The following is a 22,545-nucleotide window of genomic DNA, read 5'->3' on the forward strand; positions in this document are numbered from 1 at the left end:
CTTTCCTGTTCAACGCACCCAACCGGCGTCCGCGAGAGTCATGCATCCATCCGATTCCCCCGCCGCCTCGCCCGCACCTGCACCCGCGCTCGGCACCCAGCGCATCGTCAAGATCCGGCGCGACTACAACGCCTGGGTCGCCGACGAAACGCTAGAGGACTACGCGCTGCGCTTCACGCCCCGGTCGTTTCGAAAGTGGAGCGAATTCCGGGTCGCGAACACGGCGTTGGGTGCGATTTCGTTCCTCGCGCTGGAAGCGATTGGCGGCTCGCTTGCGCTGAATTACGGCTTCGCCAATACGGTGTGGGCGATCGTGGTGACGTCCGTGCTGATCTTCCTGACCGGCTTGCCCATCAGCTATTACGCCGCGAATTGCGGTGTCGACATGGACCTGCTGACGCGAGGCGCGGGGTTTGGTTATCTCGGCTCGACGGTCACGTCGTTGATCTATGCGGGCTTCACCTTTATTTTCTTCGCGCTCGAAGCGGCCATCATGTCGCTCGCGCTGGAGATGTATTTCCACATGCCGATCGCGGTCGCGTATCTCATCAGCGCCTTCGCGATCGTGCCGTTCGTGACGTTCGGCATTACGCTGATCAACCGCTTGCAGAGCTGGACGCAGCCCGTGTGGATCGTGCTGCTGGTGGCCCCGTATATCGCCATCCTGATCCGCGAGCCGCATCTTTTTTCCGACTGGGCGACCTTCGCGGGCTATGCGCAAGGCGGCCGGGAATTTGGCCTGATGCCGTTCGGCGCCGCTTGCACGGTGATTTTTGCGCTGGTGGTGCAGATTGGTGAACAGGTCGATTTCCTGCGTTTCCTGCCGCCGCGCACGGCGAAGAACCGGGTGCGCTGGTGGTGCGCGATGCTTGCCGCCGGTCCCGGATGGATCGTGCCGGGCGCGCTGAAAATGCTCGGCGGTGCGTTCCTGATGTTCCTTGCATTGCAGAATCAGATCGATCCGTCACGGGCCACCGAGCCCACGCAAATGTATCTGGTCGCGTTCCGCTATGTCTTCGATTCCCCCGGCTTTGCGCTGGCGGCCACCACGCTTTTCGTGATCGTCTCGCAGGTCAAGATCAACGTGACCAACGCGTATGCGGGTTCGCTCGCATGGTCGAATTTTTTTGCGCGTCTCACGCACAGTCACCCGGGCCGGGTGGTCTGGCTGGTGTTCAACGTGCTGATCGCGTTGATGCTGGTCGAACTTGGCGTGTTCGGTGCAATCGGCAAGGTGCTGGCGTTGTATTCGAACGTCGCGATTGCCTGGATTGGCGCGCTCGTCGGCGACCTCGTGATCAACAAGCCGCTGGGTTACAGCCCGAAGGACGTCGAGTTCAAGCGCGCTCATCTCTACGACGTCAATCCGGTCGGCATCGGCGCGATGCTGGTGGCGTCGATTGCAGCGGCGCTATCGCAAGCGGGGTATCTCGGCGAAATTGCGCAGGCGTTGGCGCCGTTCATTGCGTTGGCGGTTGCGTTTGTGTGTGCACCGTTGATCGCGTTCGCTACCCGTGGGCGCTTTTATCTCGCCCGGGGCAGTGAGGATCTCGAAGCGGGGTCGGTGCTGCGTTGCGTGATCTGCGAGAACCAGTTCGAACGCGAGGACATGGCGTCGTGCCCGGCCTATGCGGGCGCTATCTGTTCGTTGTGCTGTTCGCTCGATTCACGTTGTGGCGACACCTGCAAGCCGCACGCGCGCTTCTCTTCGCAATTGACGGCCGCTCTCAAACGCGCGTTCCCTACGCTGGAGCCCACGTCGCAGACGTTGCGGGTAGGGCGCTATTTGATCTATCTAACCGTGACCTTGTCGCTGCTTGGCGCGATGCTTTACCTCTCATATAGCCAGACCGCACTGACACTCGCCACCAGCAACGAGAGCGCGCTGGATACGTTGCTGCGCGGTTATCTCAAGGCATTCTTCGCGCTGGCGCTGGTCGGTTGCATCGGCGTGTGGTGGCTCGTGCTTGCAAAAGAGAGCCGCGCGGTGACGCAGGAGGAATCGAAACGGCAGACCTTGCTGCTGATGCAGGAGATCGAGGCGCACCGTCTGACCGATGCTCGTCTGCAGCAAGCCAGCGCCGCCGCCGATGCCGCCAATCGCGCAAAGAGCCGCTACGTGACCGGCCTGAGCCACGAGTTGCGCACACCGCTCAACAGTATCCTGGGCTACGCGCAGTTGCTGCTGCGTGGCTCCGGCGCGGTCGATGCACCGCAACGCGATGCGCTCGCGACTATCTACCGCAGCGGCGAACATCTGCTTGCGCTCGTAGACGGCCTGCTCGACGTCGCACGGATAGAAGCCGGCAAGTTGCAGCTCGATGTGTCCGAGGTGGCGCTGCCCGACCTTCTGACGCAACTCGGCGCAATGATGGAACCGCAGGCGGCGGAGAAGGGCCTAGCGTTCCATCTGGAGACAAGCGGCCGCATACCGGAGGTAGTTCGCGCCGATGAAAAACGCGTGCGTCAGATCCTGATCAATTTGCTTGGCAACGCGGTCCGCTTCACGTCGCATGGCTCGGTCAGGTTGCGGACAAGTCATGCGTGGGGACTGGCGACCTTCGAGATAGAAGACACCGGATCGGGTATTCCTGACGAGCAACTGGAAGCCATCTTCCTTCCCTTCGAGCGTGGCGAGGCGGCGCGTCACAACGATCATGGCACCGGCCTGGGCCTGACCATCTGCCGCTTGCTGACGGAAATGATGGGCGGGCGGCTGGACGTGCAGAGCCGGGTCGGGTCTGGCACACGCTTCGTCTTGCAACTGTTTCTTCCGGAAGTGCGCGATCCGCGCGTGCTCATTACGCGCCCTCGCGACGTGCTGGGATATCCGGGGCGGCGCCGCTCGATCCTGGTAGCAGACGACCTCACGGACCAGCGCCGCATTGTCACCAGCGTGCTCGAACCGCTCGGCTTCACCATGATCGAAGCGAGCAGTGGGCCGCAGGCGCTGCAACTTCTCGCAACGCATAACGTCGACCTGATCGTGATGGACGTCGCCATGCCATCGATGGACGGCTTTGAGGCCAGCAAGCTCATTCGCGAACATAGGCTGAGCGAGGCGCCCATCCTGATCCTGTCGGCCAACGCATTCGCGGGCGATCTGGAGAAGGGCGCGGCGGCTGGTTGTGATGATTACCTCGCCAAACCGCTGCACTTGCCGCTTCTGCTCGACAAGGTCGCCGCCTTGCTCGAGATCGAATGGCTGACTGAGGCGGTCGGACCAGCTGACGATACCTCCGCGTCGTCGCAAACCGCATTGCCGCTGCCTGCGAAGCTGGCGCTCGAACTTCGTCGCTTCCTCGAACTCGGGTACATGGAAGGCTTCGTCGCACAGCTCGATGAAGCCGGGCAGAACCATCCCGAACTCGCCGATACCCTCGCGCCGTTGCGCGAATCGGCACGCCGTTTCATGCTTGACGACCTCGACCGGCAATTGCGCGCGGTTGATGGAGCCCTACCCGATGCAGCGACACCCAATGCAGCCTGATATTCCACTGGGACGCCCAGTAGTGCTGATTGTCGATGACACGCCGGATAATCTCGCCATGCTCTCCAGCGCCCTCGTGGCGGCCGGTTACGCGGTGCTGGTGGCGCTGGACGGTGCTTCGGCGCTTGAACGTATCGCGCGCCTCACGCCTGACGTGATCCTGCTCGATGCCATCATGCCCGGCATGGATGGCTTCGAGACCTGCGAGCAAATCAAGAGCAATGATTTATACAAGCACATTCCGGTGATCTTCATGACCGCGCTGGCCGACACCCAGCATGTGGTGCAGGGCTTCAGGGTAGGCGGTATCGACTATGTGACGAAGCCGATTCGTCCCGATGAAGTGGTCGCGCGGATTGCCGCCCACGTGCGCCGGGCGGCGAGCCAGCGCCATGCGGACATCGTGCTTGAACTGAACTCGCGGGCGGCGGTGATTGCGACGGCTCAGGGCGAGGTGCACTGGCATAGCGCGCTTGCCCCGCAGCGGTTGGCGCATTTCTACGGCAACGATAGCAACGTGGCGATGGCGGCCGGTCCGTTGACGAGGCTGCCGGGAGCGTTGACGAACTGGCTGCTGGATTATTCCGCCGCTCCGGACGAGGACCGGGCGCAAACCGTCGAGATCCTGCCCGGTGGCGAGCGGCTGGTGTCGCGCATTGCGGGTGCGGCGAATCGCGGCACCTGGATCGTGGTTTTCGAGGAGCATGCCGACGGGCGCGATACAGAAGATCTGGCGCTGCGATTTGGGCTCACGCAGCGCGAGGCGGAGGTGTTGCTGTGGTTGTCGCGAGGCAAGACGAATCGCGATATCAGCGAGATTCTGGGGATGAAACCGCGCACGGTGAACAAGCACCTCGAGCACATCTTCGAGAAGCTGGGCGTGGAAACGCGCACGGCCGCTGCGGCTACGGCGTTGAGTGGAGGGCGCTGAATTTGTGTCGTGGTATAGACAGCATCGGGCGTTGCTGTTTATTACAGGCTTGTTCTTGGTCAGAGCCTTAGAAATTCCGGATTAAGCCAAATAAGCATTTATGTAAGCTGAATTCCTCGAATGGTCCTCGTGGTTGTCCGGCCATGCTGCCGCCTGCCGCTAAAAACGTCGCTCGTCATCCGGACCCTAAAAAATCTCTTGTATATACCGATTTTGTTGTCCTAGACTCAAGGCTATTCTCTTGTATAGACAAGATAGCGCGCAAGCAAAAGGACGACCCGATGATCAAGCTCACCCCCGGCACACTTACCCTGCCCCAACTTCGCCGCATCGCGCGCGAACGCGTCCAGCTGACGCTGGATCCGGCAAGCCACGCAGTCATCGACGCATGCGCGAAAGCGGTGGAGGATATCGCTGCAAAGGGTCTGCCGGCCTATGGCATCAATACCGGTTTCGGGCGGCTGGCGAATACCCACATTCCTGCGGATCAGCTTGAACTCCTACAACGCAATCTGGTGTTGTCTCATGCGGTGGGAGTAGGTGAGCCCATGTCGCCGCCGGTCGTCCGCTTGCTAATGGCGTTGAAACTATCGAGCCTCGGACGCGGCCACTCGGGGATCAGGCGCGTTGTAATGGACGCCATGATCACGTTGTTCAACGCGGATATCCTGCCGGTCATTCCGGTGAAAGGTTCCGTTGGTGCATCGGGAGATCTCGCGCCGCTCGCGCATATGTCGGGTGTGTTGCTGGGTATTGGCGAGGTGTTTATCGACGGCAAGCAAGTCCCTGCACTTGATGGACTGAAAGCCGCGGGCCTCGAACCGCTGACGCTGCAGGCTAAGGAAGGTCTCGCGCTGCTCAACGGCACGCAGGCTTCGACCGCGCTTGCCTTGTACAACATGTTCGCGATCGAAGACCTGTATCGCACGGGGCTGGTGTCGGGCGCGCTGTCGGTGGATGCCGCCGAAGGTTCGGTAAAACCCTTCGATGCCCGCATTCACTCGCTGCGCGGTCATGCCGGACAGATTGATGCGGCTGCTGCTTATCGCACCTTGCTGGAAGGCTCCGGCATCAACATCTCGCATGCAGATTGCGACAAAGTTCAGGACCCGTACAGCTTGCGTTGCCAGCCGCAAGTCATGGGCGCATGCCTCGACCAGATGCGCCATGCAGCGAATGTCTTGTTGATCGAAGCGAATGCCGTATCGGACAATCCGCTGATCTTCCCGGACACGGGCGAAGTGCTGTCGGGCGGCAACTTTCACGCTGAACCCGTTGCGTTCGCCGCCGATAACCTCGCCATTGCCGCAGCAGAAATTGGTGCGTTGGCCGAGCGACGGATCGCGTTGCTGATCGATGCGACGCTCTCCGGTTTGCCACCGTTTCTCGTGCGCGATGGCGGCGTGAATTCGGGCTTCATGATCGCGCATGTGACTGCTGCGGCGCTGGCGTCGGAGAACAAGACCTACGCGCATCCGGCGTCGGTCGATTCGTTGCCGACATCGGCGAATCAGGAAGATCACGTCTCCATGGCGACGTTCGCCGCGCGCAAGCTTGGTTATATTGCGGAGAACGTAGCGCATATTCTCGCTATTGAATTGCTGGCGGCGGCGCAAGGTGTGGACCTTCGCGCGCCGCATCAGACAAGTCCGCGTCTGCAGCCGGTCATGCGATCGATTCGCGCGGACGTCGAACATTACTCGCTCGATCATTACTTCGCACCGGACATCGTGGCGGTGGCGAAGCAGGTAACGAGCGGAGTGATTGCTGCATTCTGTCCGCTGCATTTCGCATCGGAAGGCGTGGCTTAAATGGGGGCAACAGCAGCGGCGATCAACTTTGCCGCTGCATGTTGTCGGCGCTGAACCTGCATCCCAACCGATACCGCGTGCCCGGATGCACGAAGCGCGCGAACGTCACCGCCACGTTATTCGCCCAGGTCCGCCGCACGAGCGTGAGACACGGCTGGTCCGGACCGATCTCAAGCAGTTTCGCATCTGCACGTGAGGGCAGCACCGCGTCAACCACGTGCTCAACCTCGTGCGCCGGCACGGTATTGAACAGATACTCCGAGGGCCGCACCGCTGCGAAATCCTGCTCGAGAAAATGCGGTGCGACATCGGGGTTCACGTAACGGTCTTCAAGTTGAACCGGCACGCCGTTCTCGCGATGCACGCACACCACATGGAACACTGACGCGCCCGGCGCAAGTCCGAGCGCCGCCGATACATCGCTGGCCGCCGCCTCGCGTGCAGCGTGCACGATCGTATAACCGTACTCGTGCCCACGAGCGCGGATTTCATCGCCTATGTGCGCGATCATCAGCAGCGTTGACTGCGGTTTTTCTTCGGCTATAAATGTCCCCACGCCTGAGAAGCGTGTCAGCACGCCTTGCTCGGTGAGTTCGCGCAACGCCCGGTTGATCGTCATGCGCGAGACGCCCAGTTCGCCGACCAGGGTCATCTCCGATGGAATCCGGTCGCCGGGCTGCCATTCGCCGGAGACAATGCGCGTGCGGATATGTTCCTTCACACGCTCGTAGCGCGCGAGTGGCGCGGTGGCGGATGCCGGGTTCGAAAGGCTGGTTGTATTCATGTCTCGCTCGGGTATGGCGCAGGTATGGCTCAGGTTTCGTTGTATCCCGCTGGTTCTGTACTCACGTGGACCGCACTCGCCGACGGTTCCTCACGTCGCGCCCAAAACGCATTCCGGTCGAGATAGTTCTGCAGGAACTGCTTAAGCCTCGGTTGCTGCGCGTTGTGAAACACGTCCTCGGGCGATCCTTGCGCCTCGATTTTGCCATGATCGATGAAGACGACCGTATCTGCGACCTGCGCAGCGAAGCCCATTTCATGCGTAACGATCACCATCGTCATGCCGTCGTTCGCAAGGTTCTTCATCACTTGCAGCACTTCGCCGACCAGCTCGGGATCGAGCGCGGAGGTGGGTTCGTCGAACAGCATGATGTGCGGTTCCATGGCCAGCGCGCGGGCAATCGCCACACGTTGCTGCTGCCCGCCGGAGAGTCGCGCCGGATGATTGTCCGCGCGGTCGGCGAGACCGACCTTGTCGAGCATGGCCAGTGCCCGCTTGCGAGCCTCGGCCTTGGAGAGCTTCCGCACGCGCACCAGCGCCTCGGCCACGTTTTCAACGGCCGTCATATGCGGCCATAGATTGAACTGCTGGAACACCATGCCCACATTGCGCCGCACGCGGTTGATCTCGGCTTGCGGCGCACGCACGCGCCGGCCGTTGCGATCGGTGACATAACCGATCAATTCGCCTTCAATATAGATCTCGCCTTCGCTGTATTCCTCGAGGAACGCAAGCGAACGCAGCAGGGTGCTTTTCCCCGAACCCGAAGGTCCGATGATGCAGGTCACCTCCGACTTGCGCACGGCGAGCGAGACATCGTCGAGTACTTTCAGCGCGCCAAAATGCTTGCCGACATGCCGTGCATCGACAAGATATTCAGCGGGCGTTAGCGTGTTGCCAGAATTCGGTTTCTTCATGACGGGTTCTTCATGATTCAGCGCTCAGTTTGATGGGGGCCAACGCGCGTTCACCGCGTGAGGAAGCGGCCTACGCGGATCTCGACCCACTGTCCGGCTCGCGACGCTACTTCCACGAGCACGAGATAACACACGCACAGCGCGAGCAAGGTTTCGACGAACGCAAACCGCTCCGAGCCGATACCGGTCAGCACGAACGTCAGCTCCGGCACGGTGACGACCGACAGCACCGCGGTTTCCTTGCTCAGCACAATGATCAGGTTGGTCAGCGCCGGTACGATGATGACGAGCATCTGCGGCAACTGTACGCGCATGATGACTTGCAGGCGCGTGAAGCCCAGGCACTCAGCGGCTTCTATATGACCGCGCGGCACCGACGTAAAGCCGGAGCGGAATGCTTCCGCGAAATACGCGCTGCCATAGAGCCCCAGTCCAACAATACCGGCCGTCAGCGGTTCAAGCGAAAGCCCGAGCGACGGCCCGCCGTAATACAGCACGAAAAGCTGCACGAGAAACGGCGTTCCCCGGAACACCTCTATGTAAGCGCGCAAGAATCCGCGTACCCATTTGCCGCAGAATATCTGCAGCAACGCGACGGCGAAACCGATCGCCATGCCGATCAACACGCCGCCGATCCACACGGCGATGGTTGTCGCGAACCCTTCGGCCAGGGCGGGAAGGGAGTCGGTAAGAACTGTGGGGTCGAATTGAAGAGCCATGCTTATGCCCGTTCCATACGGCGTTCTGCGCGATGCCCGGCCAGCGACAACGCCCCGTTGATGACCAGGTACACCAGCCCGGCGGCAACATACGCCTCCAGAGGCCGATACGTGCTGGCCGCAATATTCTGCGCGGTGCGCGTGATATCGGCGACACCGACCACTGAAATCAACGACGACGCTTTCACCAGCATTACCATCTCATTGACGAGCGAAGGCATGGTCGTGCGCAGCGCCTGAGGCACCTGAATACGCAGCACGGCATGCAGCCGCGATAAACCAAGCAACTGCGCCGCTTCGAGTTGCCCATGCGGAATACCGATAAATCCACCCCGCAGGATCTCGGCAAGATAAGCGGCTTCGCATAGCGAAACGGCGGTAGCGGCGGCCACGAGCGGCGGCACGTTGATGCCGAGGAAAGGCAGGAAATAGTAGGTCAGCAGAAGCTGCACGAGCAGCGGCACGCCGCGGAAGAAGCCGACATACGCGCCGCCCAGCTTCGAGACGAAGCGGCTCTTCGAGAGCCGGGCACTGCACACGGCGATTGCAACAATGAAGCCGGCCACCAACCCCACGAGCGAAATCAGGACCGTGGCTTGGGCGGCCTTGATCAGATAGGGAAGGGCATCGAGCAACGCGTGAAGGCTGAACATGGGCTGTCCGGCAAGGAGCAAGGCGCTAATGCGCCTTGCAAGGCATCAATGGTTCGCTGAATCAGCAGTTCAATAGTTAATAGTTAATAGTTCGGTGACGGCATGGTCGTAGGCGTGTCCATCGTTACGCCGAACCACTTCTTCTGCAAAGCAGCGAGACGACCATCACCGTGCATCTTGACGATTGCCTGATTGATCGCGTCGATAAGCGGCTTGCTGTCCGCGTCCTTGCGGCCGAGGTAAGCAAAATATACCTTCGTGCCGAACGGTGGCTGAACGACCGCAAATGTGTCCGGACGCTGGCGCGCCACGTAAGCGATATTCGGCAGCGAATTGCCCACGGCAACAATCCGGCCCGCAGCCAGGTCCGCATAGGCCTGGTTGTTGTCGATGTATTCACGCACGCTCGTCTTGCCCGGCAGCGTGGCAACGTACTGCTTCAACTGATCGAGCTGCGCCGAACCCTTGCCGCCGCCCACTGCTTTGCCGGCAACGTCCGCGTTCGTCTTGATGCTGGTGTCGTTCGCGCGCTTGAGCAACGCAACCGTGCCGTCGGCAATCGGCAGGGTGAATTCGTAGCGTTCCATGCGCGCCTTGGTGATGGTCACCGGGCCGCTGACAATATCGAACTTGCCGGCTTCGAGGCCCGGCAGCACGCTGGGCCACGGCAGGTCGATAGAGCGTACTTTCACACCCAGCTCCTTCGACAACTCGGCGAAGAAGTCCTTGTTAAAGCCCTGTTGCTGGCCGTTTTCCAGGAAGTCGAACGGTGCGAACTGCATCTCGGTTCCGACCACCAGTTCGCCCGCCTTCTTGACCTTCGCCAACTGGTCTTCCGCGTGCGCCGAAACCGCTGTCGCGACCAGTGCGGCCACGAGCAGACGACCCTTCCACTTCGAGAAAAAATTCATTGTTGAACTCCCCTGGTTAAAAGTGCACCCGGCTTGGGCAAATGTGCGAACCGGTGCGCCGACCTGCATGTGGTGCGATTCAGTATATACCGTCAATTTGCATTGCCAAGCGTGTCAAAAATACTTCTTGCCACACCATTTCAAGGCTTACAGACTTCGCGAAAACGCCGGGTTGCGCTCGGCTAATTGGCGGTATATACAGACACTTGATCTGGATTCCGGCAGGCGCTTACGGCTTATCTGCAGACGCTTGCGGCCAGGCCGGGGCAGCGGAACGTTAGTCATGACAAGCCCCGTGCAGACATTGCATGGCGGCGCGCAGTAAAACGTTTTTTGGGTCGGCCGCGCGTCTTGCGCCCGTTCGGCATGATGTTCGTCACACACGTGCAAAGGCTCGTTCGAGTCGCACGGTATAGACGGCATAAAACTTCGGAGCATCTGGATGACCTCGACTTCTCACATCCCCGTCGTCGATCTGGCGGCCGTTCGTGCGTTGGATCCCGCCGGCTTGCGCGAAGCCGCCGCCGCGATCCGCGACGCGTGCACGAGCATCGGATTTTTCTACGTTAGCAACCATGGCGTGCCAATCGATGTGCTCGACGGCGCGGTGAAAGCGGCGCGCGAATTCTTTGCGTATCCACCGGAAGTGAAGCGGCGTGCTGCGGTGAATCATCGGCATCGCGGCTTTAATGCCCTTGGAGACGCCGTCATGTATCAGGCCACCAAACCTGACTACAAGGAGTTTTTCAGCATCGGCCTGGAGTTGCCGGAAAACGATCCGAGCGTGCTTGCTGGTGAAGCGCTGCGCGGCCCGAACAACTGGCCTGACTTCATGCCGTCGCTGCAACCGGCGCTTTATGGGTACTACGAAGCGATCGGCGAATGTGGCGCGGATTTGTTGCGGGCTGTTGCGGTGAGCCTGGATATCGACGAAATGTTTTTCGTCAGTAAATACACGAAGCGCATGCAGCGCACACAGATGGTGTATTACCCGCCGCAAGCGCCCAAGTCGGACGCGGATCAGTTCGGTGTCGCGCCGCATACAGACTACGGGTGCATCACGCTGCTGTGGCAGGACAACGTGGGCGGTCTGCAGGTGAAGGAGCTTGCAACCGATAGCTGGATTGACGCGCCGCCGATTCCGGGAACGCTGGTGGTGAACGTGGGTGATCTGCTGGCGCGCTGGTCGAACGATCGCTTTCGTTCGACGCTGCATCGCGTAATCAATCGTTCGGGCCAGGAGCGATATTCGATCGCGACCTTCTACGATCCGACTTACGGTGCAAGCGTGGACCCGCGCGATCTTGGTCTTGCGGGCCAGCAGCCGCTGTATGAACCGGTGGCGGCGGGTGACTACATCCTGGGGCGGATCAACGATTCCATGGGTTATAGAAAGAAGCGCGCGAATGGCTGAGCATACGATGAAACCCATAATACAAACGCTGATTGATGCACTTGGTGCCGAGTCCGTGCGTGTCGGCGATGCCATCGAACCACGCTATCTCGGCGACTGGAGTGGGAGCTCACCAGTGCCTCCGTTAGCGGTCGTGCTGCCGCGTTCAACCGATGAAGTCGCCACCGTGCTGCGCCTGTGCAACGAAGCGCGTCAGAGCGTTGTCCCGCAGGGTGGCATGACCGGGCTGGCCGGCGGCGCCATTCCTTCCGGCGGCGATATTTGCCTGTCGCTCGAACGACTGGTGGGCATCGAAGAGGTTGATCGTGCGGCCGCGACCATGACGGTGCTTGCCGGGACCACATTGCAAACCGTGCAGGACGCCGCGCAGGAAGCGGGTTTCGAATTTGCGCTCGACCTCGGTGCACGCGGTTCATGTCAGATCGGCGGCAACCTCGCTACGAACGCCGGCGGCGTGCGCGTGCTGCAGTCCGGCACGGCCCGCGACCAAGTGCTCGGACTCGAAGCCGTGCTCGCCGACGGCAGCGTGCTCAGTTCGATGAACAAGATGGTCAAGAACAATACGGGCTACGACCTGCGCAACCTGTTCATCGGTTCAGAAGGGACGCTTGGGGTTATCACGCGTGCGGTGTTACGTTTGAAACCACGCCGCGCCGCGCGCAATACCGCGTTGTGCGCGCTGAAGGATTACGACGGTGCAGTAGCGTTGCTGCGCTCGCTACAAGCCACTTTTGGCGATGAAATCGGCGCATTCGAAATCATGTGGCCGGAGTTCTACGACTTTGGTGTTGGACTGACACGCTCCCGGCAGTCGCCGCTTGGCCAGGCGTATCCGCTCTACGCATTGATCGAACAGGCCGGGTTCTCTGACGATCACGGCGAACGATTCGCCGCAGCGCTCAACGCACAGCTTGAAGCGGGCGTCGTGACGGATGCGGTTGTTGCGCAGTCGCAAGCGGAGACTCAGGCGTTGTGGGCGATTCGCGAGGCGACGGCCGAATTGCCGGTGAAGATCGAGCCGATCAATTTGGATGTGAGCTTGCCCATAGGCGAGATCGGTCATTTCGTCGATGCCTGCCGCAAGGACTTCACTGCACGCTGGCCGACGCACTACGGTTTGTATTTCGGTCATATCGGCGACTCGAATCTGCATGTCACGCTCGATGCCCGTTCTATCCCCGGCGTGACGGTGGAAGAGGTCGACCATGCGGTGTATGGCATGGTTCGCGACTACAGCGGGTCCATATCGGCGGAACACGGGATTGGCGTGCTTAAGCGGCCGTTCCTGGGCTACTCGCGCAGTCCCGCCGAACTTGCTTGTATGCAAGCGATCAAGCATGCCCTCGATCCGCACGGCATCCTGAATCCCGGCAAGGTGCTGCCTGCCGCGGGCGATCAAGACGCTCGAAACGAACAAGGAACTCAATGAGCGTGACTGCTTTTATAGAAAGCCTGCGTGCCGAAGTGCGCGGCCTGCCTGTTTACAACGCGGGGTTATCGGGGGAATTCGTGCGGGCGCGTTATTGCGTCTCGCATGTCGCCAAGCTCGGCAGCAATGAAAATCCACGTGGGGCGAGCGCGGCCGTGCTTGCGCATCTTGCCCAGTTCACCACGGCCGGCACGCTCGCGCTGTATCCCGATCCTTCATGCAGCGCGTTGCGTACGCTGATTGCTGAACGGCTCGAAGTCAATCAGGAGCAGTTGTTGTTCGGCAACGGCTCCGAGGACTTGCTCGCCATTGCAGCCCATACGTTCCTCGCGCCCGGCGATGAAGTGATCACCGTGATTCCGTCGTTTGGCTTACACATCATCTATCCGCAAAGTGTTGGCGCAATGGTGACCACGGTACCGATGCGGCCGGACTTCGAATTCGATGTCGACGCATTAGCCGCGGCTATCTCGCCGCGAACGCGGATGTTAATTATTAGTAATCCTAGTAATCCAGTTGGTTGCGCGATGGACGCTGCTGAAATGCATCGGCTATTGGGCGCGGTGTCGCCGGGGACACTGGTGCTGTGGGACGAGGCCTATTTCGAATATGCCTCCAATGAAAACGGTTACCCGGACAGTCTTGCTGTGCTGCGTGAATCAGGTTTGCCGTGGCTGTTGCTGCGTACCTTTTCGAAGGCGTATGGATTGGCGGCGTTGCGGGTGGGATACGGCGTGGCGTCGGCGCCAGAACTCGCCGGGCTGATGAACCGCGTGCGTACGCCGTTTAATATCAACCAGATTGCGCAGGAGGCCGCGGCGGTGGCGTTCGGCGATCAGGCGCATGTTGCGGCTAGCGTGGAGCAGGCTCGAGCGGGGCGTGAATGGATGCGCGCTGCGTTGATCGGGCTGGGTGTGAATCCGGCATGCTCGCGCGCCAATTTTGTGTTCTTCGATTGCGGAGAGGACGCAGCCAAGCTCGCGGGGAGGATGCTTGAGGACGGGGTGATTGTGAAGCCCTGGCGCGAGCCGGGTTATGAAACCTGCATGCGCGTGAGCGTTGGGAGCGTGGCAGATAACGCTTTGTTTATCGAGTCGTTCGAACGTCGCCGCGGCAAGTGATGGCTTCGCGCCGGTTGAACGTTAATCCATTCACCGGCGCGAGCGAAAACTTACTCCACGTTCTCTTCCAACTGCGCTTCAAGCCCGACGATCTTTTCTCGCCGTTCTTTTGACAGATTGCCTACTGGCGGCCCGGCAAAACTCTTGCGTACACCTGCGCCGTACCAGATCAGCATCAGCACCGCGAGCATCCCGACAATCACATAAATCACTTTTTCATTCGGCGGCTGGATGCCGACATAAGCGAGAATCAACGCACCAATAACGGCCGCCACCGCAAACGGCTTCGACCACATCCCCAACTGGAAGGGTCCTTTCTCGGTCCACGTCTTGCCTTCGGCGAAGATCCCTGCCGCGACCGGCATGGCGTACGAGATGAACAGAAACACCGCGCTGCCTGCGCTCAACACCGAGAAGGCATCGCCATATAACGTGATGACAATGGCAAGCACCGCCGACACCCAGATCGCAATACCCGGCGTCCGGTGCGCATTGACCTTGCGCAGGAACTTCGACCCGGGCAAGCCACCGTCACGTGCAAACGCAAACATCATTCGCGATGTTGACGTCACCGCGGCAAGTCCGCATACGTAGTTGATGAAAAACAGCAGCAACTCGATCACGATCCGCAGCGGTCCCGGAATCGGCGCGAGGATCGCTTCAAAGAATCCGGTGCCCTGTTTGATCGCCGCTCCAATGTCCGGCATCACGAGCACGAACGAGCAGACCAGCACATATCCAAACAAAGTCGACCAGAGCACCGACTTGACGATCCCGCGTGGCACGTTACGCGCCGCATCGTGAGTTTCTTCGGACGTGTGCGCGGAGGCATCGAAACCGGTGATCGTATAGGCGGTCAGCAGCAGCCCCGAAAGGAACGCCATCGCCATGGTTTGTGCGGGCCATTGTCCGCCGTCCACGCCCGTGAAATTCTTGAAGGTCCAGAGTCGCGAAAAGTCCACCTTGACCGGGGAGTAGATCACCAGCGACGCAACCAGGATCACCGTCACGACAAAGATCAGGTAGCCCGACACATCGGTAATCTTGCTGGCGATGCGGATACCACGGTGATTCAGGAAAGCCTGCGACGCCGTAATCAACGTCAGAAATATGGTCTGATGCCACCAGCCGAGCGACTCGGGCTTGACGCCGAACATCGGCGCGATGAGGGTGCGAAAGAACGGGTCCCATGTGCCGAAGTTGATGGCGGCGACCACGAACACGAGGCCCAGCAGATTGAACCAGGCGGTGAGCCAGCCCCAGGTCTTGCCGCCCAGGATCGAGCTCCAGTGATACAAACCACCGGCCGTCGGATAAGACGAGGCGATCTGCGCCATGGCGGCGGCAACCACCAGCGCGAAGACGGAGCCGAGCGGCCAGCCCAGTCCGATCGATGCGCCGCCGGCCGCGCTGAGTCCAAGCTGGAACGAGGTGATCCCGCCGGACAAAATGCAGATGAGCGAGAACGATACGGCGAAGTTCGAGAACGCGCCCATGCGACGGGACAGCTCCTGCGCGTACCCCATTTTGTGCAGCAATGAAACGTCGCTATCCGCGCTCTCTGGCGGCGGAACTGCCGTGTTGATGTCCATGATGGTCGATCCTTATCGCTGAAGCTGTTGGTGGACGTTGGCTTGGCGCTGCGAACTCATGCGGCGATACTCACGCGGCGATACTCACGCGGCGATACTCACGCGGCGGTAAAGCAGTTATCGACATAGAGATGCGCGCCGTTGATAAAACTGGCGTCGTCGCTGGCGAGAAAGAGTGCTGCCTTGGCCACTTCCTCGGGCGCGCAAAGCCGGCCCTGCTGAAGCGAGAGCGCCGCTTCGCTTGCATCGAAACCGTATTGCGCCAGCGCGGCGATTTCACGCTGCCCGTGCGGGGTATCAATGAACCCCGGACACACCGCATTGCAGCGAATTCCACGCTCGCGATATTCCACGGCGATCGCCCGCGCGAACATCGCGCACGCACCCTTGGTCGTGCAATACAGCACTTCGAGCGGGGTGGCTGCCGTCGACGAGATCGACGCCGTGCAGACAATCGAGCCACCGCCTGCCCCAAGCATGTGCGGCAGCACGGCGCGGGTCATCGTGAACATGCTCTTGACGTTGACGTCCATGAGCCACTGGTAGTCTTCGTCGGTGGTATCGAGGAACGGTTTGACGACGATGCTGCCCGCGTGATTGAACAGCACGTTGATCGTGCCGAAGCGCTCAACTATTCGCGCCACGGCGGTCTCGACCTGATCGGTCTTCGCGACGTCCGCCTTGAAGAACTCCGCCACGCCGCCGTTCTCGCGAATTTGCGCGACGACTTGCGTGCCGGCGTCCGCATTGATATCGACAACCGCGACTTGCGCCCCCTCTTTGGCGAACAGCACGGAAGCCGCGCCGCCGCAACCGGTGGCGCCGCCCGACACGATCGCGATCTTGCCCGCGAGTTTTCCGCCAATTGACTCGGATTTGCCCATTCCTGACCTCTCGTCGTTTTATCCTTTATTTAGGCTAGGCGCGATGCAATTTACGCACTATCCAAAATTGGCAATGGAGAGAGATAGAGCGAGAAAAAACTGCAAACGGTGGCGCATTGAGGCTCAAAGGCGCTCCGGGCAGGGTTTTCAGCGATGGGCGCGCACGCGCGCGGCGCTTACCGTGGCGCTCGGCGTGCGTCAGAATGACTGGCAGGCTTTTTGGTTGCTTTTTGGTCATTTACACTTTTTTGATGCGTACCGTCCGCCAAGGAGTCTTTATGCAAGCGGTCCAACCGGTGCGTCCGGCCGTCGATATCCATTGCTGCCGGAGCATTGACGAGCAGGCCCGGCTGCTCGAAAGCTGGAACCAGACCTACTGCCAGATCTCGCGGGGCGCTTTCGACGGCTCGGTCAGTTCCGTGCATGCGGGCGCGGTGCGTATCCTCGTCGAACGCATGAACCGGACTGTCTACCAGCGTGGTTGCGTGGATTTTTCGCGGATCGCCGTGGGCATTCCGTTCCAGCTCGAGGGCCACGCGTTGTTATGCGGTCAGGTGAGTCATCTTGACGGGCTGCATGTCTTCTCCGGGCCCGGCGGGTTCGAGTTTTTGTCGCCCGACAAACACGTGGTCGTGAATCTGGAGATCGCGCCGCTGGAACTGTCCGACCCGCTACTTCGGCTTGCTATGGACAACGTCCAGCAAGCGCTCGGCAATCAACCGGGGGTGCTCAATGCCGATCCTGTCCGGTTGCAGGCGTTCAGGAGCACGCTGGCGGGTCTGCTGGATGCGGTCACGTGTGCACCATCGTCGCTCGCCGACGCGAGCGTGTGCGCGAGTTTTGAACGGTCCGTGATCGTGGGGCTATCCGACTTGCTGGTGGATGTCAGCGATACCGACGTGCATGCCGGGCCATCCCGCAACTGGAAGCTGGTGGGCGCCGTGCGCGAGTTGGTGGAAGCGTCGGCGGATTGCCCGCTGTCGGTTGCTGACCTGTGCTTGCGGTTGGGTGTCAGCCGGCGCACGGTCCAGTATGCATTCGATGAAATCCTCGGCACGAATCCGGCGTCGTATCTGCGTGCCGTTCGGCTCGATCGCGTCCGCAAGGATCTGCTGCATGCAGGCTCGGTCACTGACGCAGCAACGCGTTGGGGCTTCTGGCACTTCGGCCATTTCTCCAACGACTATCGCGAGCAGTTTGGCGAATTACCGTCGGAGACGTTGCGGCGCTTGCGTAACGGGGCGGGGCGCGCTTGAACGTTCGAGTTTGCGTCCGGATAGCGTCCGGGTATCGAAATACGTATAAGCCGGTGAGGATCGGCCTAAACTAAAAGGTCAGACCTCAACTAGCGAGGAGACCATGCGCTCCCTCCTGCTCGCGCTCGCCTTGGCGTGTTTCATTCCTCATGCCGGCGCACAACAGCCGCCGCTATACGAGCAATCCGGCGACTTCGTTGCTACGGGCTTCCACTTCGAAGACGGCTCTTCGCTGCCCCAGGTCACGCTCCATTACGTCACGCTCGGCGTACCCCACTGCGATGGCAACGGACACTTCACCAACGTCGTCTTGCTGCTGCACGGTACGGCCGACACCGGCCGCGCGTTCCTCACCGCAGCCATGCGCCAGGAACTGTTTGGCCCCGGCCAGCCGCTCGATGCCAGCCGCTATTTCATCATCATTCCCGACGGGCTTGGACGAGGCGGATCAAGCAAACCCAGCGACGGGCTGCGGGCGAAGTTCCCCGAATACGGATACAACGACGTCGTTCAGGCGCAGTACCTGCTCGTCACGCAAGGACTGGGCATCGACCATTTGCGGCTGGTGCTCGGCACATCGATGGGCGGCATGCAGACGTGGCTATGGGGTGAACGATATCCCGACATGATGGACGGTCTCATGCCGATCGCGAGCCAGCCCGTCGCACTCACCGGACGCAATGGTTTCTGGCGGCAAATGATTATCGACGCCATCCGGCGGGATCCTGACTGGAACGATGGCAACTACCTACGCCAGCCGATTCAATGGTTACGCGCCATGCCGGTCTTTACGCTGATCACAAAGAACCCCGCGCGCATGCAGGCGTTATCGCCCACGCCAGGTACCTCACGATGGTCCTACGACGCCGCCGTCTACAGCGGTCGCCAATACGACGCCAACGATGTGATGTACTGGTTCGAATCGTCGTGGGACTACAACCCCGAAGCGGCGCTTGGAGCAATCAAGGCGCCGCTCTTCGCACTCAATTTCTCCGACGACCTGCTGAACCCGACCGATCTTGGCATCATGCAGCGTCTTGTGCCGCGCGTGCCGCATGGGCGCTTTGTCGAGATGCCGGAGAGCGAGCGCTCTTACGGGAACGAGACTATTGCCCATCCCGAGGTCTGGAAAAGCTATCTCGCCGAGTTTCTCCAGACCTTGCCGCCGCAGGCGCAATGAAACCAATCAAAGCTATCCCCCCATCATCTTCGTCTCTTGTGGACCGATCCATTCGCGATCGAAATGGCCCTCGGCAATGGAACGCAACGCGGCCGCTTCCTTGTTCGCCTGCCGCTTCGCCCCTTCAATGACCGCCGCTACGTCCGCTGGCGCTATTGCGAGGACACCGTCTTCATCGCCTACGATGATGTCGCCGGGCTGCACCACCATGCCGCCGACGGTGACCGTCACATTGACCTCACCAGGACCGTTCTTATAAGGGCCACGATGCGTCGCGGCACGCGCATAGACCGGGAAGTCGTGTCCGCGAATGGCGCCCACGTCGCGGATTGCGCCGTCGATGACCAGACCCCGCACGCCGAGGCTTTCGGCATAGGTCGCCATGATTTCGCCCATCAGCGCCTGCGTAATATCACCGCCGCCGTCGATCACCAGCACGTCGCCGGGCCGGCAAAAATCGAATGCGCGATGAATGGCGAGGTTATCGCCAGGACGGGTGCGCACGGTCACCGCCGTCCCGGCCATGGGCTTGGGACGGTGATACGGCACGAGCCCGATTGTGCCGCTGACACGCGCCATGTTGTCGCTGAGCAGAGAGACAGCGAGGCCGCGCAGTGTCTCCAGTATCTCGGGGCTGGCTTGCGTGGCCGACGCATGACGGCGCCATCCGGGTGGATTTGTCACGATCATCTCCTTTAGGAAAGCTGATGATTAAGCTGGTTTTGAAGTTGATTGGATAAACGCCCGTACACGGCGCGCGCGTTGTCTTCATAAATACGCTGGCGATCGGCCGGCGTGAGCCAGGGGATCGCGTCGATATAACGACGGGTATCGTCGTAGTAGTGACCCGTCTCGGGGTCGATGCCCTGAACCGCGCCGATCGTCTCCGACGCAAACAGGATGTTCTCGACCGGAATCACTTTCGCCAGGAGGTCCGTGCCGGGCTGGTGGTACACGCAGGTATCGAAGAACACGTTCTTGAGCAGATAGTCCTTGAGCAGCGGGCGCTTCATGTCCTGAGCGAGCCCGCGATAACGCCCCCAGTGATAAGGGACAGCGCCCCCGCCGTGGGGAATGATGAAACGCAAGGTCGGGAAATCGGCGAACAAATCCGCCGTGAGCAATTGCATGAACGCCGAGGTGTCGCCGTTGATGTAATGCGCGCCGGTCGCATGGAAGTTGGGGTTGCACGACGACGACACGTGGATCATGGCCGGCACGTCGAGCTCCACCATCGTTTCGTAGAGCGGATACCACGAACGATCCGTCAGCGGCGGTCCGGTCCAATAACCGCCCGATGGGTCCGGGTTGAGATTGCAGCCGATAAAACCAAGCTGCTCAACACAGCGCCGCAACTCGGGAATGCAGTTCCCGGGCGATACCCCGGGCGCTTGCGGCAACTGGCAGACACCCACGAAGTTGCGCGGAAACATCTGGCAAACGCGATGAATCAGGTCATTGCTTTCCTGCGACCAACGCGCGTTGGCATCGGCGCCGGCCAGGTGATGCCCCATGCCGGCAGCCCGTGGCGAAAAGATCGTCAGATCGGTACCGCGTTCCCGTTGAATGCGTAACTGACCTGCTTCAATGCTTTCATGAATCTGCTCGTCCGTGATGACCGGACGCGGCGGCGGGGACGTGCCGTCTTTGAGCGCTGCTATCTGGGCAGCACGCCAGGCTTCATGCTCGCGCGGGGAGGTCGTGTAGTGACCGTGACAGTCGATGATCATTGCGGGTTTCCAGATCAAGGTTCAGTGAAGGTGTCCTGCACGGGATTCGCCGGCCGGCAGTGCGTCGATCTCGTCTTCCGAAGGCGTGACCCGCATGACCAGCGCGATGATGGTTGCCACCACCAGGAAGGCCGCGATCGTCAGGAGCGCCAGCTTGAAGTTGCCCGTGGCGCTGCGCACGAGCCCGATGCTCCAGGGGCCGACAAGCCCACCGAACTGGGCAACGGTATTGATGAGCGCGATCGTCGCGGCACCGGCCGCGCCGGTCCTGAACGAAGAGGCGAGGCTCCAGAACAGCGGGTTGCCGGCATAAATGAAAAGTCCGGTCACGCACAGGAGCACGTAGGCGATCACAGGATTTGGCGCGTAGGCGCTGCCTGCAATAGCGAGCGCGCTCATTCCGTACACGAACGCAAGATGCTTCTTCCGGTCGCCGGTGCGGTCGGAACTGCGGCTGATGACCAACGTGCCGAGCACACCCAGAAGCGGCGGGGCGGCGGACAGGAAACCCACCTCGAGGTTACTCAGGTTGCCGAGGCTCTTGACGATCTGCGGTAACCACAGGAACAGGCCATAAACACCCACGAGTGCGCAGCCGAACAAACACGCGAGGCTCCATACGCGGATGTCGCTGGCTACGCGCAGCATCGAAAAATGCTTGTCGGCGCCCAGGGCCTCGCGTTCTTTTGTCAGCGTTGACTCGAGCCACTGCTTTTGCGCGTCCGTCAGCCACGCGGCGTCAGCAGGGCGCTCGGTCATCAGGCGCAGCGTCAGGAGACCAAGAAGCATGGCTGGGACACCTTCCATGATGAACATCCATTGCCATCCCTGCAGCCCGAGCGGGCCATTCGCGTAGGTCATGAGCGCCGTTGAAATCGGGCCGCCGAGCACCGCCGAGAACGAGCCGGCAATGATGTAGCCGCCCACCGCACGTGCGCGGTAACGCTGCGGGAACCACTTCGTCAGGTAGACGGCCACGCCGGGAAGAAACCCGGCTTCCATGACGCCCAGCAGGAAGCGCAGTACATAGAAGCTGTACTCGTTGAACACGAACGCCGTTGCGGCAGCGACCGCTCCCCACGTCAGCAGGATGCGGGCGATCCAGCGCCGGGCACCAACGCGATGGAGCAGCAGGTTGCTAGGCACTTCAAGAAGCATGTAGCCGAAGAAGAAAATGCTTCCGGCGAAGCCGAACACGGCCGGGCTGAAACCGAGCTGCTTGTTCATGTCAAGCGCGGCAAAGCCGATGTTTATTCGGTCAAGATAGTTGAAGAACATCATGGCGAAGAGCAACGGCATGAGGCGGCCGTAGACTCGGCGCATGGTTGCGCTTTCGATCGGATCGATCATCAATGTCTCCTGCTGTAGAGCGCCCGTAGGATCGGGCGTCGTTGTGGTTTGCTGTCGTTACGGTGATGCCACGGTGATTCGAATACTCGATTAGCGGCCAGTGCTTACGTGTTTGCCCAGCCGTGAATCGCTCTCAGGTGACAGCCTATGCAGCAGGTACAACGACCTGATGCTGGTTGAAGCGGCCATGCGTTATTTCACGGTCATTGAGCATTACTAACGGCCTTGTCTGCTACCTATCAAAGAGCGACAGGAACCCGTAAGCAGAGGAGCAAGAAAGCGATGTCCAGCGGCGAACGGGAAGCCGGTGATAGACGGCGTTATCCGAAAACCATTATTCCGACGCAGGAAGATTTCGTACGATGCGTCTACT

The 22,545-nt window shown here is 60.6% G+C and carries 18 protein-coding genes; 8 read left to right on the forward strand and 10 right to left on the reverse strand.

All coding sequences use genetic code 11. The features are described from left to right. Positions 1–40 precede the first annotated feature (40 nt). The 3 genes from GSQ93_RS05935 (at position 41) to hutH (ending at position 6,232) form a co-directional block, all read left to right on the forward strand. A complete protein-coding gene (locus GSQ93_RS05935) occupies positions 41–3,490 on the forward strand; it encodes an ATP-binding protein (RefSeq protein ID WP_158934701.1) in 3,450 nt (1,149 codons plus the stop codon). Next, a complete protein-coding gene (locus GSQ93_RS05940) occupies positions 3,465–4,421 on the forward strand; it encodes a response regulator transcription factor (protein ID WP_158934702.1) in 957 nt (318 codons plus the stop codon). Before GSQ93_RS05935 ends, GSQ93_RS05940 begins: the two co-directional genes overlap by 26 nt. Before the next feature lie 281 nt (positions 4,422–4,702). Further along, positions 4,703–6,232 carry a histidine ammonia-lyase gene (gene hutH, locus GSQ93_RS05945; protein WP_158934703.1) on the forward strand — a complete coding sequence of 510 codons (1,530 nt, stop codon included), beginning with the start codon at positions 4,703–4,705 and terminating at the stop codon, positions 6,230–6,232. Between the two features lie 22 nt (positions 6,233–6,254). On the opposite strand, the gene hutC is transcribed toward hutH, so the two are convergent. The 5 genes from hutC to GSQ93_RS05970 all read right to left on the reverse strand — a co-directional run bounded on the left by hutC (position 6,255) and on the right by GSQ93_RS05970 (position 10,216). After that, on the reverse strand, positions 6,255–7,016 hold the full coding sequence (gene hutC / locus GSQ93_RS05950; RefSeq protein ID WP_158934704.1) for a histidine utilization repressor: 762 nt from the start codon (positions 7,014–7,016) through the stop codon (positions 6,255–6,257). Between the two features lie 29 nt (positions 7,017–7,045). Beyond that, positions 7,046–7,933: an amino acid ABC transporter ATP-binding protein gene (locus GSQ93_RS05955; protein WP_158934705.1), complete on the reverse strand. Its 888-nt coding sequence runs from the start codon at positions 7,931–7,933 to the stop codon at positions 7,046–7,048. Positions 7,934–7,983: 50 nt separating this feature from the next. Then, positions 7,984–8,652 (reverse strand): amino acid ABC transporter permease, encoded by a 669-nt coding sequence (locus tag GSQ93_RS05960; RefSeq protein WP_158934706.1) that lies wholly within the window; start codon positions 8,650–8,652, stop codon positions 7,984–7,986. 2 nt (positions 8,653–8,654) lie between these two features. Then, positions 8,655–9,305 carry an amino acid ABC transporter permease gene (locus tag GSQ93_RS05965; protein ID WP_158934707.1) on the reverse strand — a complete coding sequence of 217 codons (651 nt, stop codon included), beginning with the start codon at positions 9,303–9,305 and terminating at the stop codon, positions 8,655–8,657. Between the two features lie 83 nt (positions 9,306–9,388). Beyond that, on the reverse strand, positions 9,389–10,216 hold the full coding sequence (locus tag GSQ93_RS05970; protein ID WP_158934708.1) for a transporter substrate-binding domain-containing protein: 828 nt from the start codon (positions 10,214–10,216) through the stop codon (positions 9,389–9,391). Between the two features lie 442 nt (positions 10,217–10,658). On the opposite strand from GSQ93_RS05970, the gene GSQ93_RS05975 reads away from it, so the two are divergent. From GSQ93_RS05975 to GSQ93_RS05985, 3 genes are read left to right on the forward strand one after another with little or no spacing between them, the layout of a single operon-like run. Continuing rightward, positions 10,659–11,630 (forward strand): isopenicillin N synthase family oxygenase, encoded by a 972-nt coding sequence (locus tag GSQ93_RS05975; RefSeq protein WP_158934709.1) that lies wholly within the window; start codon positions 10,659–10,661, stop codon positions 11,628–11,630. A gap of 7 nt (positions 11,631–11,637) precedes the next feature. After that, positions 11,638–13,059, forward strand: a complete 1,422-nt coding sequence (locus GSQ93_RS05980; protein WP_254073774.1) for an FAD-binding oxidoreductase — start codon at positions 11,638–11,640, stop codon at positions 13,057–13,059. Continuing rightward, a complete protein-coding gene (locus GSQ93_RS05985; RefSeq protein ID WP_158934711.1) occupies positions 13,056–14,180 on the forward strand; it encodes an aminotransferase class I/II-fold pyridoxal phosphate-dependent enzyme in 1,125 nt (374 codons plus the stop codon). Before GSQ93_RS05980 ends, GSQ93_RS05985 begins: the two co-directional genes overlap by 4 nt. 50 nt (positions 14,181–14,230) lie before the next feature. Here the strand turns inward: GSQ93_RS05985 and GSQ93_RS05990 are convergent, their stop codons facing one another. Both GSQ93_RS05990 and GSQ93_RS05995 read right to left on the reverse strand, forming a co-directional pair. After that, complete coding sequence (locus GSQ93_RS05990; protein WP_158934712.1) at positions 14,231–15,772, reverse strand: amino acid permease; 1,542 nt, start codon at positions 15,770–15,772, stop codon at positions 14,231–14,233. 98 nt (positions 15,773–15,870) lie between these two features. Next, positions 15,871–16,656 carry an SDR family NAD(P)-dependent oxidoreductase gene (locus GSQ93_RS05995; protein ID WP_158934713.1) on the reverse strand — a complete coding sequence of 262 codons (786 nt, stop codon included), beginning with the start codon at positions 16,654–16,656 and terminating at the stop codon, positions 15,871–15,873. A 278-nt stretch (positions 16,657–16,934) separates the two neighbouring features. Between GSQ93_RS05995 and GSQ93_RS06000 the strand changes: the two genes are divergently transcribed. Then, positions 16,935–17,912: a helix-turn-helix domain-containing protein gene (locus tag GSQ93_RS06000; protein ID WP_158934714.1), complete on the forward strand. Its 978-nt coding sequence runs from the start codon at positions 16,935–16,937 to the stop codon at positions 17,910–17,912. Between the two features lie 103 nt (positions 17,913–18,015). Continuing rightward, positions 18,016–19,092, forward strand: coding sequence for an alpha/beta fold hydrolase (locus GSQ93_RS06005; protein WP_158934715.1), 1,077 nt, complete (start codon positions 18,016–18,018; stop codon positions 19,090–19,092). 12 nt (positions 19,093–19,104) lie between these two features. Here the strand turns inward: GSQ93_RS06005 and GSQ93_RS06010 are convergent, their stop codons facing one another. From GSQ93_RS06010 to GSQ93_RS06020, 3 genes are read right to left on the reverse strand one after another with little or no spacing between them, the layout of a single operon-like run. Continuing rightward, positions 19,105–19,776: an RraA family protein gene (locus GSQ93_RS06010; protein WP_254073775.1), complete on the reverse strand. Its 672-nt coding sequence runs from the start codon at positions 19,774–19,776 to the stop codon at positions 19,105–19,107. A gap of 11 nt (positions 19,777–19,787) precedes the next feature. Next, positions 19,788–20,822, reverse strand: coding sequence for an amidohydrolase family protein (locus tag GSQ93_RS06015; protein WP_158934717.1), 1,035 nt, complete (start codon positions 20,820–20,822; stop codon positions 19,788–19,790). Positions 20,823–20,843: 21 nt separating this feature from the next. Beyond that, positions 20,844–22,172, reverse strand: a complete 1,329-nt coding sequence (locus GSQ93_RS06020; protein ID WP_158934718.1) for an MFS transporter — start codon at positions 22,170–22,172, stop codon at positions 20,844–20,846. Between the last annotated feature and the right edge of the window lie 373 nt (positions 22,173–22,545).

The sequence above is a fragment of the Burkholderia sp. S171 genome (assembly GCF_009766085.1).
Taxonomy (GTDB): Bacteria; Pseudomonadota; Gammaproteobacteria; order Burkholderiales; family Burkholderiaceae; genus Caballeronia.

Excerpts from the sequence above, each read along its gene's own strand:
- GSQ93_RS05935 (WP_158934701.1), top strand. The coding sequence starts at position 41 with ATGCATCCATCCGATTCCCCCGCCGCCTCGCCCGCACCTGCACCCGCG.
- GSQ93_RS05940 (WP_158934702.1), top strand. The coding sequence starts at position 3,465 with ATGCAGCGACACCCAATGCAGCCTGATATTCCACTGGGACGCCCAGTA.
- hutH (WP_158934703.1), top strand. The coding sequence starts at position 4,703 with ATGATCAAGCTCACCCCCGGCACACTTACCCTGCCCCAACTTCGCCGC.
- hutC (WP_158934704.1), bottom strand. The coding sequence starts at position 7,016 with ATGAATACAACCAGCCTTTCGAACCCGGCATCCGCCACCGCGCCACTC.
- GSQ93_RS05955 (WP_158934705.1), bottom strand. The coding sequence starts at position 7,933 with ATGAAGAAACCGAATTCTGGCAACACGCTAACGCCCGCTGAATATCTT.
- GSQ93_RS05960 (WP_158934706.1), bottom strand. The coding sequence starts at position 8,652 with ATGGCTCTTCAATTCGACCCCACAGTTCTTACCGACTCCCTTCCCGCC.
- GSQ93_RS05965 (WP_158934707.1), bottom strand. The coding sequence starts at position 9,305 with ATGTTCAGCCTTCACGCGTTGCTCGATGCCCTTCCCTATCTGATCAAG.
- GSQ93_RS05970 (WP_158934708.1), bottom strand. The coding sequence starts at position 10,216 with ATGAATTTTTTCTCGAAGTGGAAGGGTCGTCTGCTCGTGGCCGCACTG.
- GSQ93_RS05975 (WP_158934709.1), top strand. The coding sequence starts at position 10,659 with ATGACCTCGACTTCTCACATCCCCGTCGTCGATCTGGCGGCCGTTCGT.
- GSQ93_RS05980 (WP_254073774.1), top strand. The coding sequence starts at position 11,638 with ATGAAACCCATAATACAAACGCTGATTGATGCACTTGGTGCCGAGTCC.
- GSQ93_RS05985 (WP_158934711.1), top strand. The coding sequence starts at position 13,056 with ATGAGCGTGACTGCTTTTATAGAAAGCCTGCGTGCCGAAGTGCGCGGC.
- GSQ93_RS05990 (WP_158934712.1), bottom strand. The coding sequence starts at position 15,772 with ATGGACATCAACACGGCAGTTCCGCCGCCAGAGAGCGCGGATAGCGAC.
- GSQ93_RS05995 (WP_158934713.1), bottom strand. The coding sequence starts at position 16,656 with ATGGGCAAATCCGAGTCAATTGGCGGAAAACTCGCGGGCAAGATCGCG.
- GSQ93_RS06000 (WP_158934714.1), top strand. The coding sequence starts at position 16,935 with ATGCAAGCGGTCCAACCGGTGCGTCCGGCCGTCGATATCCATTGCTGC.
- GSQ93_RS06005 (WP_158934715.1), top strand. The coding sequence starts at position 18,016 with ATGCGCTCCCTCCTGCTCGCGCTCGCCTTGGCGTGTTTCATTCCTCAT.
- GSQ93_RS06015 (WP_158934717.1), bottom strand. The coding sequence starts at position 20,822 with ATGATCATCGACTGTCACGGTCACTACACGACCTCCCCGCGCGAGCAT.
- GSQ93_RS06020 (WP_158934718.1), bottom strand. The coding sequence starts at position 22,172 with ATGATCGATCCGATCGAAAGCGCAACCATGCGCCGAGTCTACGGCCGC.